Source organism: Epilithonimonas sp. (assembly GCF_032054305.1).
Lineage (GTDB): Bacteria > Bacteroidota > Bacteroidia > Flavobacteriales > Weeksellaceae > Epilithonimonas.
Genome location: NZ_DAMBSX010000001.1, coordinates 750,207 through 763,808, shown reverse-complemented (window position 1 = coordinate 763,808; position 13,602 = coordinate 750,207). Strand labels below are relative to the sequence as shown.

The window sequence follows — 13,602 nt, the reverse complement described above, 5'->3', positions numbered from 1 at the left end:
GAATAATTATTTTAATTACTCAATTAGAGACAATTGAATTTCTTCAAATGCTTTTTCTTTTAGCTGTTTTAATGATAAGTCTGGTGTCAAAATATCATTGAAAAAAACTTTCACTGTTCCGGGATAACCTTTTTTATTATCGAAAGGAAACATCTCCTTCAAACCTCGGAAAGTGAAAACCGCAATTGGAAATTGATGTTTAGTCGCCAAAATAAAAGCGCCATCTTTGAATTGGTCAAGAATCATGCTAGTGTCATCGGGAACGCCACCTTCAGGAAAAATCACAACACTTTGTCCGTCCTGCATTCTTTCGGCGCATCTTCTGTAAACATCGGCACGGCTTCTGGCACTTTTCCTATCGACCATCACACAAACTCTTTTGTAAACGGTTCCGAAAATCGGGATTTTCTCGATTTCCTTTTTTCCGACATAACAAAGCGGATGATTAGGAAAAAGGATACAGGGCAACATCACATCCATAATAGAAGTGTGGTTGGAAATGATAACGTAAGGCTGATTTTTGTCGATTTTTTTCGTGGTCTTGAGAATCTTTTTATAGCGGAAACCCATTCCATAGAACATTCCTATAGCCCAAAGCCGGATGAAGAAGTAACAATATTTATAATGTTCTTTTCGAAAAGATAAAATATAAACAGGAAGAAAGAAGATCAATGTAAGAACGGTTCCCAAAATTACCATCCAAAATCGCCACGCATAGACCAGAATTGTTCTCATTAATATTTCATAAAATTTAACTCAAATCAAAAATAGCTTTTTTATCCGTTAAAAATCACTTTTTTCTTTATAGAATAATTAAGAAGAGACACAATCAGGATAGAGGTAATCTTGCTCATCATTTCTTGCGAAAGAACATAGATTCCCAGATCGATGGCATCTTTGAAAACAAAATGATACAAGATCTGAAACAAAAACAAACTGATGAATGTGGAAACAACAGAAACCGAAATAAAATAAGCAAATTCTTTTCTCTTGGAATGTTTCCCTCTTTCAAAAACAAACCAGATGCTCAGAAAATAATTGGTGATGATTCCGCAGCTTGTGGACAGGATATTACTAAACGGATATTTAATTCCGGACAGATCATATTCCCAGGCGAAGACTTTTGGAAGATATACACTTAAGATTTTGAAGGTGCCGATTTCTATAATCGCACTGAGCCCACCAGCGATGATGAAGAACAAAACCTGCTTATGACGGAGAATTAATTGTTTCATTGCTTTTGCAAATGTATATGATTTGTTAAATGTTTTAAAATAATAGTTAAATAATTTTTTTGTCTCAGAAATATTTTTACTTTTATTAAGTGTTAATGATTTTTGCGATTTGTCTGAAAGATTAATTATTATATAGTTAATAAATTGTGAAAATGTTAATATCAATCGATGATGTAATCAAATCCTGACTATGTTTGGTCGGGAAATTTTTTCATCTCTTGTCAAGTCACCACAATCACTAAATAATTAATGTAAAATGAAAAACTCTAACAGACCTTACAGAAAATTTCTGCCTCAGCAAGACAAAATTGAGGCATTGGAAAAAAGCAATTCACGTTTCAAAAGAATCTATTCAGAATATGAATTGATGTCCGATGAACTTTGGAATCTAGAAAGCAGTGATTCTACAGAAAGTATTCCCGACGATTTCATTAATGCCATCAAACTACAGGCTTCTTATCTGGAAGATGAAATTCAGGATTGGCTTGTGGAAGACAATCAATAACAAATTCTCATTATTTCTACCCGAAAAAATATTATTTTAGCATTCTAAATAATATATTATATGATTGCCATTGTTGACGGCGGTTCTACCAAATGCGATTGGGTTATTCTGGAAAACGACGGTACAGAAGTTCTGAAGACGGAAACCGTTGGATTCAATCCGAATATCATAAAACCAGAACTGATTACAGTTGAAATAGAAAAAAATCAGGCTCTTACCAAATTCAAAGACTATCTGGAAAACATCTTCTTCTATGGTTCAGGTTGCGGCACGCCAGAAAATAAACTGATTGTCGAAAGAGAGATCCAGAAGGTTTTCAGCAACGCTCAGATTCAAGTGAAAGAAGATCTTTTGGCGGCGGCCTATTCGGCTTACAGAGGCGTTCCGGCAATTGTCTGCATTCTCGGAACGGGTTCCAACGCTTGCTATTTCGATGGCGAAAATGTAAAAACGGAATTGCCTTCTTTAGGATTTCTCATTGGCGATGAAGGAAGTGGGAGTGCGCTCGGAAAGCAGTTGGTTCGTCATTATTTTATGAAGAAATTACCGCCTGATCTGCATCAGCAATTTACTGAGATTTATCAGTTGAATATTGATGATCTGCTCAAAAATATGTATCACAATCCGAGAGCGAATGCTTATATGGCAGATTTTACGAGGTTCATTGTGGACAGAAAAACGCATCCGTATTTTCAGAATTTTATTTACAAAGAACTCAAGAATTTCCTTGAGTTTCAGGTGATGCCGTACGAAGAATGCCGTGAAAGTGAGATCAATTTCATCGGTTCAATTGCCTATTTTTTTGAGGATTCTTTAAGAGCTGCAGCTTCGGATTTTCACTTCAAGATCGGAACCGTTGTTCAGCGCCCGATAGAAAGTCTGGTGAATTATCATCGTGACTATATCATTCCAAAGCTTTAACTTTGCAGTAATATTGGAGTTAATTCTCGTATTTTTCACATAGAATAAACCTCATAGACCTTCAAAAACTATGAGGTTTATTAAATAAAAACCAGTACATCTATATATAATATAAGGTGTACGCAAAAGAAATTAAAAATGTCAAAAAATTCAAGAGACCAAAACGCTTTTGATAAAGCCGCGTTAGACTACCACCGTATGCAACCGAAAGGTAAAATCGAGGTGATACCTTCCAAACCGCATTCTTCACAGAGAGATTTGTCTTTGGCCTATTCGCCGGGTGTTGCTGTACCTTGTATGGCAATTCACGATGACCCGCAAAGCGTTTACGAATATACTTCCAAAGGTAATTTGGTCGCCGTTATATCCAACGGAACTGCAGTTTTAGGTTTAGGCGATATCGGTCCTGAAGCTTCAAAGCCTGTAATGGAGGGAAAAGGTTTGCTTTTCAAGATTTTCGCAGGAATCAATGTTTTTGATATCGAGATCAACGAAAAAGACCCGGACAAATTCATCGAAACGGTAAAAGCAATCGCACCAACTTTCGGTGGAATCAACTTGGAAGATATCAAAGCGCCAGAAGCTTTCTACATCGAACAAAGACTGAAAGAGGAATTGGACATTCCTTTGATGCACGATGACCAGCACGGAACAGCGATTATTTCTGCAGCTGCTTTGATCAATGCTTTGGAAATCGCAGGTAAGAAAATCGGGGAAGTGAAAATGGTTATCAATGGTGCTGGTGCAGCTGCAGTTGCCTGTGCTAAATTGTACATTTCGCTTGGCCTTGATCCAAAAAATATTTTGATGTGTGACAGCAAAGGGGTCATCAATCAAAGAAGAGAAAACCTGACGCCGGAGAAATTAGACTTTATCGCTCAAACTGATATCGATACATTGGAAGATGCCGTCAAAGGTTCTGATATTTTCATCGGTTTGTCAAAAGGAAATGTGATGTCTGCCGAGATGTTGCTTTCCATGAAAGAAAATCCAATCGTTTTCGCTTTGGCAAATCCAGACCCGGAAATCAGTTATGATCTGGCATTGGCGACAAGGCCAGATGTTATGATGGCAACGGGAAGAAGTGATTACCCGAACCAGGTGAACAATGTTCTTGGTTTTCCTTACATATTCAGAGGTGCGTTGGATGTTCAGGCAACCGGGATCAATGAGGCGATGAAGCTTGCCGCGGTACATGCATTGGCGGAAATTGCAAAGGAACCGGTTCCGGAAATGGTAAAACTGGCCTATAATGTAACCAATATCACTTTCGGGAAAGAATATTTTATCCCAAAACCATTTGATAACAGATTGATCACCAAAGTTTCTATTGCGGTTGCAAAAGCAGCTATGGAAAGTGGGATTGCCAGAAAACCAATTGAGGATTTCGAAGCTTATGAGAATCAGCTTCTCGACAGAATGGGAAGAGATGAGAAACTTGTAAGAATGATGCAAAACCGTGCAAAAGCGAACCCAAAAAGGGTAACGCTTGGTAACGGTGAGGAATATAACATTCTGAAAGCAGCACAGATCCTACAGGAAGAAGGGATTGCCTATCCGAGTTTGTTGGGAAGCAAAAGGCTTATCAAAGAAAGAATGGAGGAATTTGGAATTACGCTGGATATCCCAATCATTGACCCGAATGATGACGAAAACAAGGAAACGAGAAAAAAATATAGAAAAATACTTTGGGACAAGCGCAACAGAAAAGGAATCAACGAATATAAGGCGAAAAGATACGTTAGACAACGTGACTATTTCGGACCATTGATGCTGGAGCACGGCGATACGGATGCTTTGATCGTTGGTTTTTCCAAAAGTTATTCGTCCGTTCTGAAGCCTATATTGGAAATCGTTCCTAAAAAACAGGGCGTGAACAAGGTTGCAGCAATGATGATGATTTTGACGGAAAAGAAACCATTGTTCTTTGCAGACACTTCCATCAACAAGAATCCAACTGCGGAAGATCTGGTAGAGATCGCAAGAATGGCAGAATTTACGGTTAAGTCTTTTGCAATAGAACCAAGAGTTGCAATGCTGGGATTTGAAAATTTCTCGGCAAAGGCAGATACTTCCAAAAAAGTGGCAGCAGCTGTAAAAATTCTTCATGAGAAATATCCGAAAATGGTAGTAGATGGAGAGATCCAGCCGGATTTTGCTTTGAATAGTGATTACTTAGCAGATTACCCTTTCTCAAAATTAGGAACGAATCCGGCCAACGTTTTGGTCTTCCCAAATCTTGAAAGCGCAAATTTATCCTACAAAATTATCAGAGGAATGAAAGCGGCTCAAACCATCGGACCGATTCTGATGGGATTGGACCAACCTGTTCACGTTCTCCAAATGAGGTCTAGTGTGGACGAAATTGTGAATCTGGCAACAATTGCTGTTTTGGATGCGCAAACGAAAGATAAGAAATAGATTAATTTCAATATAAATTTTAAAAGAGTCATTCTGATTTTCAGAATGGCTCTTATTTTTTATTTGAGTATTTAATAAAATTTCTAAATTTATCTTCTAAAAAACACAAATATGAATTTTGATGACAAGTTTACAAAAGAGTTTGAAGAGAAATTTGAAAAAAATCTCGAAGCAATTAGAAGTATGCCTCCAGGAGCTCATCAACAAATAAAAGAAAGCTTAAATGTTATTTCTGAATTTGTAGAGAAATTGAAAAATAAATCAGAAAAGACTTCCGCAGATTTAGAATTGCTCGCAAATCTCCAAACAAAGTTGAAGCGATTGTATGAAACCTTCAGTGATATGCAGTTGATTTTGGGAGAAAGTCTACACAGAAAATCCCTGGCTTTCTATGAAAATGTAAAAAAACTTGCCAAAGAAGGTGACGAAGAAGCGGAGAAGATTTATAATGAGTTGAAGATTCATATTGAAAAATTTGACTCAAATTAATTATAAGGCTTACGAATTGTTCTAAAACTTCCTAAAGTTGATAAAAATGAAATAAGGAAATCGCAAAAAGAGTATTGAAAAGCCATTTTAACGTTTTAAAATGGCTTTTGTTTTTAAGTTAATTTATATCTTCGCAAAACCCTAATTTTTTATTAATTCGATGATTTATTCATTAAAAGGAGTTGTTCAGGAGTTAACGCCAACATTTGCTGTGATTGATGTTAACGGGATTGGATATTATGTAGGCATCAGTCTGCAAACATCCCAAAACCTGAAACTAAACTCCGATGTCTTATTATACATTCAGCAGATTATTCGTGAAGATGCTCATTTGCTTTTTGGTTTTTATACCAAGGAAGAGAAAGAAATGTTCAACCTGTTAATAAGTGTTAACGGCGTCGGGCCGGTTTCTGCACTAATATTATTATCTTCGCTCAGTCTTTCCGATGCTTCAAACGCTATACTTTCAGGCAACAGTGCTCTTATCCAAAAGGTAAAAGGAATAGGGGCTAAGACCGCGGAAAGAATTATTGTGGATTTGCGTGATAAGGTAGGGCAATTCGGTAATTCCGAGGAAAAACTTTCTGATTTTGCGAACAATAAAATCAAGAATGAGGCGTTATCTGCATTAGAAGTTTTGGGTATCGCCAAGAGGATGAGCGAGAAGATTGCGGATAGGATTCTTAAGCAAAGCCCGAATGTTTCGGTGGAAGAATTAGTAAAAGAGATTTTAAAGAACATTTAACAATTGATGGCCATGTATCATCAGTTTCTTAAAAAAAATATAAGTGAAGAAAAATATCTACCTTAATAAATTAACCTTTTTATTTTTAATTTTTGTAGGTTTTACCAACATTTTTGCACAGGAAAAACCAGCAGATAGTCTTATAACTGGTCGGCAGGAATTTAATCTTGCAGATCCCATTCGTTATGATGCTTTCTACGATATTGGGACAGGTATGTACTATCTGTATCCTAAAGTAGGGAATACGGTTGTGGGCGCGCCTATCGCCATGACTTTCGAAGAATACAAAAACTACACCATGCAGAACAATCTTCGCTCTTATTACGAAGAAAAGTCTTTGCTGAATGACCTCTCCAGAAGAAAAGACCAGACAGATGCCAAGAAAAAAGGGTTGATACCTGCAGTCACCATCAAAAGCAAAATGTTCGAGAACATCTTTGGTGGCAACAAGATAGAATTGATACCACAAGGTTATGCTTCATTCGATCTGGGCGGACTTTACCAAAAGATAGATAATCCACTGATCCTTCCTCAAAATAGAACTAGTTTTGCAATTAATATCCAGCAAAGGATTCAATTGGGAATCACGGGAAAAGTAGGTGAAAATCTTCAGTTGAAGGCCAATTACGATACACAAAGTGGATTTGCTTTTGAGAATCGTATGAATATGGTCTGGCAGGCAAAAGGTTCCTGGAAAGACCTCCAATCCAAAGGTCTGAATGAAAAAGGACAAGATCCGGAAGATAAGATTATCAAAAGAGTAGAGGTTGGTAACATCAGTATGCCACTTTCTACAAGTTTGATCAGAGGCTCACAATCTTTATTTGGACTTAAGACCGAGTTCCAGTTGGGTAAAACAACGGGAACTTTGGTGTTTTCACAACAGCAGGGTGAAGCTAAAACTATTGTGGCGCAAGGTGGTGGAACTATGAGTACCTTCAAGGTTAACGCTTACGATTATGAAGATAATCAGCACTACTTTCTGGATAAATATTTCCTTGATAGATATGATGATGCTCTTGCCAACTATCCTTTGATCGATTCTAAGATTGCCATCACAAGACTAGAAGTTTGGATGCTGGATCAGGGAGGTGCTAATCTGGAAACTCAGAAACCAATTGTTGGACTTAGGGATCTTGGTGATCAAGATGGTGTAGCGCCAAGTAATACTAATGGGAACTTATACAGCCAGATTACTTCTGCATTGGGAACAACAAGAGAAGTTACTTCTGCATATAATACATTGAATGGAAGGTCTTTCCCTAATTCCCAAGGTTCAAATGAGCCATACACATCTGGAGAGCAATTTATTACCAACGCAAAAGCTAGAAGGTTGACTTCTTCTGAATACAAATTCAATCCGCAATTAGGATATATTTCATTAAACCAAAGATTAAATGACAATCAATTTCTAGCAGTGTCATTCTCCTATACGATCAATGGAGGAAACACAGTTTATAAAGTAGGGGAATTCTCAGAAGAAAACGCAGTGCTTCTTACCAAATTACTGAAATCCAATATTGCGGTAAAACCAACTTCTCCTATGTGGCAGCTGATGATGAAGAATATCTATTCTCTTAACACCAGCCAGCTCAACTCCCAGGATTTCTTGCTGAATGTTTATTTCAAAGATCCGGTCTCTGCGGGTAAGGTCAATTATTTGGCTGGTGCAACTTATAATGATAATGTTAATGGTGTTGACTATACAAAATTTGATCAGGAAAATCTGCTAAGAGTATTTAACTGGGATAGATTGAATGCCAATAATGACCTGCAAACCGATAAGAACGGAAGAACCGGAGACGGTATATTTGACTTTGTGAACGGAACTACGGTTGATGCGGAAAACGGGAAAGTTATTTTTACCAAGGTTCAGCCTTTTGGTTCTTACCTGGAAAAGATCTTAAAAAGTGACAATACCAAAAACTATATTTATACTGACCTATATTCTAAATTAAAGGAAACCGCAAAACAAAGTAATTTAGCACAACGATATACATTAGAAGGACGATATAAAGGAACACAAGGACAAGGGATTTCCCTAGGAGCGATCAACGTTCCACAAGGTTCTGTAAAAGTAACGGCCAATGGTACTCAGCTTGTGGAAGGTGTAGATTATACAGTGGATTATATGCTGGGAACAGTCAATATCATCAATGAAACGGTTAAGCAGTCCGGACAGGCGATCAACATTTCACTTGAAAATCAATTGACCTTCAATACCCAAAGAAAAAGCTTCTGGGGACTGAATTTGGAAAGAAAATTCAATGAACATTTTACATTGGGTGCAACGGTTGTTAATTATACTGAAAGACCACTCACACAAAAAGTGAATTATGGACAGGAAGCTGTAAGCAACACGATGGCTGGTTTCAATATGATGTACAATAATGAGCTGCCATTCCTGACAAGATTAACAGATAAGATTCCTTTTATCAATACGGAAGCACCTTCTAACCTTAATTTCAAAGCGGAAGGAGCATACCTGATTCCGGGACAAAGTAAAGGAATCAATGACCAGTCTTATATTGATGATTTCGAACAGACCACTTCCAAAATCTCATTGAAAGAACCTGCAATGTGGAGTTTGGCGTCCCGTCCTGAAAAAAATATCAATGATCCTGTTTTCCCTCAAACGGTGAATAATGATGATCTAAGATCAGGTGATGGTAGAGGATTATTGTCTTGGTATACCATCGATCCAAGATTCTATGGCGTTGGAGGTAGAGCACCAAATGGAATCAATGCTCAGACATTATCAAACTATTCTTCCCGAAGAGTACAGATGCAGGAGATCTATAATAATAGAGATTATGTTGCAGGAGAGCAAACACTTCTTAATACATTTGATATCACTTATTATCCTGACCAAAGAGGTCCGTATAATTTGAATACAAATGCAGAATTGCCGACACAAAGATGGGCTGGATTGATGAGACCAATTTCTGTGACCAACTTCGTAACTTCCAATATCGATTATGTAGAGTTTTGGTTGCAGGACCCTAATGCAGATGGCAATATCTCAGGTGATCCGAAGCTATTGTTACAATTAGGAAATGTATCTGAAGATGTCCTAAAAGATGGAAGATTACAATATGAGAATGGTTTGCCAACTACTAGCACTGCATCCTCCACAACTTCTACAAAATGGGGGACACAGCCTAATCAGCTTCCTATTCTTTATGCTTTCTCTACAGAGGGGGAAGAAAGAGCACAACAGGATCTTGGTTATGACGGTCTGAATGGAGTTCAGGAACAGGAAAAATTCGGGGTTGACTTTGTGAATCCTGTTACCAATGAGTTAGATCCTGCTTCTGATAATTTTGTGTTCTATATGTCAGATAAATTCCAAGGTGATTTGGCTTCATCTTTAACGGAGCGTTACAAGTATTTCCGTGGACCAGAAGGTAACTCTGCTGCCAATACTTTGGAAGTGGCAACACAGACTCCAGATGCGGAAGACCTTAACAGAGATTATAACTTGGATCAGACGGAAAATTACAACCAATATACGATTGATCTTTCTCCTGCCCAGATGACTTTGGATAATAACAAAATCGTCGATATAAAAGAAGTGGATGTAAAATTCGAGAATGGACAGGCTGGCAAAGTAAAATGGTATTTATTCAGAATTCCTGTAGCAAATTATGATGGTGTAGAAAGTGGTGCCAACAATCCAATTGTTAAGGACTCGGACGCCAATGTTCTTAATAATGTGAGATTTGCAAGATTAATGCTGAAAGGTTTTGAGCAGACTTCTACACTTAGATTTGGTTCTTTTGACCTTGTGAGATCAGATTGGAGAAAATATACCAACAAAATATTTAGCACGGAGGTTGGTAATGATCAGGAAGGAAACAGCGGAGCGACAGATCAGAATGCTAATTTTGATGTTGGAAGTGTAAACTTGGAAGAAAATGCTTTGGGAGCACCGCCTTATGTTCTACCTCCGGGAATCGATAGACAAGTATTGAGTGGAAATGCAGGCGCACAAAGACAGAACGAATCTTCTCTTTATATGAAGGCTACAAACCTGAAAAATGCAGCAAGAGGTGTTTTCAAGAATACCAGTTTGGATATGCGTCGTTACAAAAAATTGGCATTATTTGTACACGCGGAAAATCAAAAAGAAACCAATAATAATAGAATAGATCCTGATGCAAAATTCTTTATCCGTTTCGGAAGTGATGCTACGGATAACTATTATGAGTATGAATCTTCTCTTACCTATACTGCACAAAATGCGACATCTCCTTTGGATATCTGGCCTGATGCCAATACAGTTGATCTGGAAATAGAAAACTTTGTAAATGCCAAGTTAAAAAGAGATGAGTTATTGAGAAATGGAACCTCAAATATTAAATTGGCTGAAAGATATGATTTTACAGATTATGCTGTGGATAACAAAAAAATCTATGTAAAAGGTCGCCCAAGTATTGGTAATGTAACAACAATCATGATTGGGGTTAGAAATAATAGTACAACTGCTAAAGATCTAATTCTTTGGGTCAATGAGATTCGTCTTTCCGAGATAGAGAACAAAGGCGGTTATGCTGCTAATGCAAGTTTGAACTTCAATCTTGGAGACTTTGCAATGGTCAATGCGAATGCTTCTTATGCATCGATCGGATTTGGAGCCATTGATTCAAAACCTTCTGAAAGGGCTCAGGATGAGAATTCTGCTTTCAGTATCAATACAACTGTGAATGTAGATAAGTTCTTACCGGAAAAAGCGGGTATGAAGATTCCGGTGAACTATTCTTACACGCAAACTATCACAGATCCAAAATATAATCCATTGGACAATGATGTTGAATTGAAGAAAGCGCCTAACGAGGCAGAACTGAAAAAAGTGGTGCGTACATATACACAACAGAGAAGTATCGGTGTTGTGAACATGAGAAAGGAAAGAATGAATCCGGATAAAAAAGCGAAGTTCTATGATGTAGAAAACCTGAACTTGACTGCTATCTACAACGATGATTTCTATCGCGATATTTATACCGTTCGTAACTATAAACAATATCTGAAAGGGACTTTGGAGTATAATTATACTTTCAAGCCATATGTTCTGAAGCCTTTCAACAAAATGATCAGTGATACTGCCAAATCTTACAAGTATCTGAGATGGGTGAAGGAGTTCAACTTCAATCCGGTTCCTACAAGATTGTCTTTCAGAACTATTCTGGACAGGAATTACAATGAATTAGAGTATAGAAATGTAGATGCATTACTTTCCGGAGATACGAGGTCGAGCTTTGAAGCTATCAAGAACAGAACTTTCTATTTTGGATGGCAATATAGCTTAGGTTTCAACTTTACGAAATCCTTGAAGATGGAGATCAATTCTGAAACCAGAACTTTGAATGACAATATTGATGTGAATGATATGGATAATCGTTCGATTTTTGAGAACCCTTTCAGAGCGGGAAGACCTGTATTGTATAATCACAGAGTACAGCTTAATTACAGATTGCCTTTCGAGTATTTCCCATATCTGGATTTTGTGAATGCAGAATTGAGTTACCAGTTCCAGTATAACTGGTCTGCAAGGTCTACTGCAGTAAGGAATTTTGTGAATGAGCAAAACGAAATAGAAAATCTAGGAAACTTATCACAGAATACAAATGCTATTATTGCCACTTCTACATTTGATATTCCTAAATTCTTCACGAAGTTCAATTATTTCAAGAAAATCAACCAGACGATGCAAAAACGCCGTCAGGAGATAGATTCTCTCGGCAATGTTTACAACACGGCATTTACCAAGAAGAATAGCAGATTCAAGTTCAAGAATTATAAATTCAAGAATAAGCTGACTCCAATTCAGGCAATTGCTTATGCGTTGACGTCTTTCAAACAATTGGATTTTAATTATACAGAGAACAACGGAACAGTATTGCCAGGTCTGTTATCTGCTCCTAACTTCTATGGTTATGGACAGACATTGGGAGGCCCTACGATTGGATTCTTGTTAGGTTCTCAGGCAGATATCAGAAGGACTGTAATAGAAAATGGTTGGATGTCAAATTCCACACTGATGACGGATGCTTATTCTGAACTAAATACCAGATCATTCACCGGTAATTTGCAAGTGATGCCTGCCAACGATCTGAGAATAGACTTCAATGTCTTACAAACTTATAATAGGAATTATATTCAGAATGGGTTCAATATTGTGGAAGGCAATTATCGGGGATATAGAGATGCATTCGCAACAGAGATGATCACTTATTCCAATACGGCTTGGACTTTCAATACGGCTTTCAAAGATGGGGCAGCTATTTATCAGGCTATAAAAGATAATGCCTTGGCCATTTCTCAACAATATGGCGAGATAAGGGATACGGAAGGTTATACTGCCGGATACTCCAGAAGTAATGCATATGTTTTGATTCCGGCTTTCCAAGCAGCAATTGAAGGTAAATCACCTAAAAGAATGGGCAATCCTACAAAAGCAGGGATTCCGTTGCCAAACTGGAAATTAGTTTATTCGGGACTTAGAAATCTGCCGATTATCAATAGCAAATTCTCTAAGTTTGATATCTCTCATTCTTATGTTTCTACATCTACAATGTCCGGGATACAATCCAGCGTAGATTATTTTAATAGAGACTTGAGAGATCCAAATAGCGCTTATGATTCTAATGGGAACAGATATAATCCTTACACATTTACGCAAGTTGGTTATGTGGAGTCGTTCTCACCATTGATCGGTTTCGATGTGACGATGAGAAATAACATGCAGTTCCGTTTCAATTATAACAGAGATAGAACTTACTTGTTAGGTTTGGTAAATACAACACTTACAGAAGAATTAGGAAATGAATTTGTAGTTGGTTACGGATATATACTGAAAGATCTTAAGATCCGCCTTAATTATAAAGGTAAGGCTAGAGATATCAAGAGTGACCTTAATATGAGGGCCGACCTGTCGATCAGAGATAGTAAGACAACGATCACGAATATCTTGATAGATGATTCTCAGGTAACAGGTGGACAAAAGATATTCAGCCTCAAGTTATCTGCGGATTATAACATGTCACAAAATCTGAACCTGAAATTCTTCTACGATCAGATGATGACCAAGTACAAGATATCGACAGCATTCCCATTATCTACGCTTAGAGCAGGTATAACAGCTACACTGACATTCGGTGGGGCTGGAAACTAAAATTAAGAGCCTTGATTTTAATATTAAAAAAGAGTGGACAACCAGTTCACTCTTTTTTTGTAATTTATTTTGATTCTATTGTCATATCCTAATTATATAATTAAATTTGCGA

8 protein-coding genes are annotated in these 13,602 nt (G+C 37.4%); 6 read left to right on the top strand and 2 right to left on the bottom strand.

The window, feature by feature from the left end; genetic code table 11:
* Positions 1 to 15 precede the first annotated feature (15 nt).
* Complete coding sequence (locus tag RTX21_RS03455) at positions 16 to 735, bottom strand: lysophospholipid acyltransferase family protein (RefSeq protein ID WP_312765303.1); 720 nt, start codon at positions 733 to 735, stop codon at positions 16 to 18.
* Positions 736 to 776: 41 nt separating this feature from the next.
* Positions 777 to 1,235, bottom strand: coding sequence for a GtrA family protein (locus tag RTX21_RS03450; RefSeq protein ID WP_312765302.1), 459 nt, complete (start codon positions 1,233 to 1,235; stop codon positions 777 to 779).
* A 256-nt stretch (positions 1,236 to 1,491) separates the two neighbouring features.
* On the opposite strand from RTX21_RS03450, the gene RTX21_RS03445 reads away from it, so the two are divergent.
* The 6 genes from RTX21_RS03445 (at position 1,492) to sprA (ending at position 13,490) form a co-directional block, all read left to right on the top strand.
* Complete coding sequence (locus tag RTX21_RS03445) at positions 1,492 to 1,740, top strand: hypothetical protein (RefSeq protein WP_312765301.1); 249 nt, start codon at positions 1,492 to 1,494, stop codon at positions 1,738 to 1,740.
* Positions 1,741 to 1,800: 60 nt separating this feature from the next.
* A complete protein-coding gene (locus tag RTX21_RS03440; RefSeq protein WP_312765300.1) occupies positions 1,801 to 2,661 on the top strand; it encodes a BadF/BadG/BcrA/BcrD ATPase family protein in 861 nt (286 codons plus the stop codon).
* Positions 2,662 to 2,799: 138 nt separating this feature from the next.
* Positions 2,800 to 5,082: an NADP-dependent malic enzyme gene (locus RTX21_RS03435; RefSeq protein ID WP_312765299.1), complete on the top strand. Its 2,283-nt coding sequence runs from the start codon at positions 2,800 to 2,802 to the stop codon at positions 5,080 to 5,082.
* Positions 5,083 to 5,193: 111 nt separating this feature from the next.
* Positions 5,194 to 5,571: a hypothetical protein gene (locus RTX21_RS03430; protein WP_312765298.1), complete on the top strand. Its 378-nt coding sequence runs from the start codon at positions 5,194 to 5,196 to the stop codon at positions 5,569 to 5,571.
* A 160-nt stretch (positions 5,572 to 5,731) separates the two neighbouring features.
* On the top strand, positions 5,732 to 6,316 hold the full coding sequence (ruvA, locus tag RTX21_RS03425; protein WP_312765297.1) for a Holliday junction branch migration protein RuvA: 585 nt from the start codon (positions 5,732 to 5,734) through the stop codon (positions 6,314 to 6,316).
* A 43-nt stretch (positions 6,317 to 6,359) separates the two neighbouring features.
* Entirely contained in the window at positions 6,360 to 13,490 is a 7,131-nt protein-coding gene (gene sprA, locus RTX21_RS03420; protein WP_312765296.1) for a cell surface protein SprA, read from the top strand.
* Positions 13,491 to 13,602 lie beyond the last annotated feature (112 nt).

Coding starts and splice junctions, on each gene's coding strand:
- RTX21_RS03435 (WP_312765299.1), top strand. CDS start 2,800: ATGTCAAAAAATTCAAGAGACCAAAACGCTTTTGATAAAGCCGCGTTA.
- RTX21_RS03430 (WP_312765298.1), top strand. CDS start 5,194: ATGAATTTTGATGACAAGTTTACAAAAGAGTTTGAAGAGAAATTTGAA.
- RTX21_RS03440 (WP_312765300.1), top strand. CDS start 1,801: ATGATTGCCATTGTTGACGGCGGTTCTACCAAATGCGATTGGGTTATT.
- RTX21_RS03445 (WP_312765301.1), top strand. CDS start 1,492: ATGAAAAACTCTAACAGACCTTACAGAAAATTTCTGCCTCAGCAAGAC.
- RTX21_RS03450 (WP_312765302.1), bottom strand. CDS start 1,235: ATGAAACAATTAATTCTCCGTCATAAGCAGGTTTTGTTCTTCATCATC.
- RTX21_RS03455 (WP_312765303.1), bottom strand. CDS start 735: ATGAGAACAATTCTGGTCTATGCGTGGCGATTTTGGATGGTAATTTTG.
- ruvA (WP_312765297.1), top strand. CDS start 5,732: ATGATTTATTCATTAAAAGGAGTTGTTCAGGAGTTAACGCCAACATTT.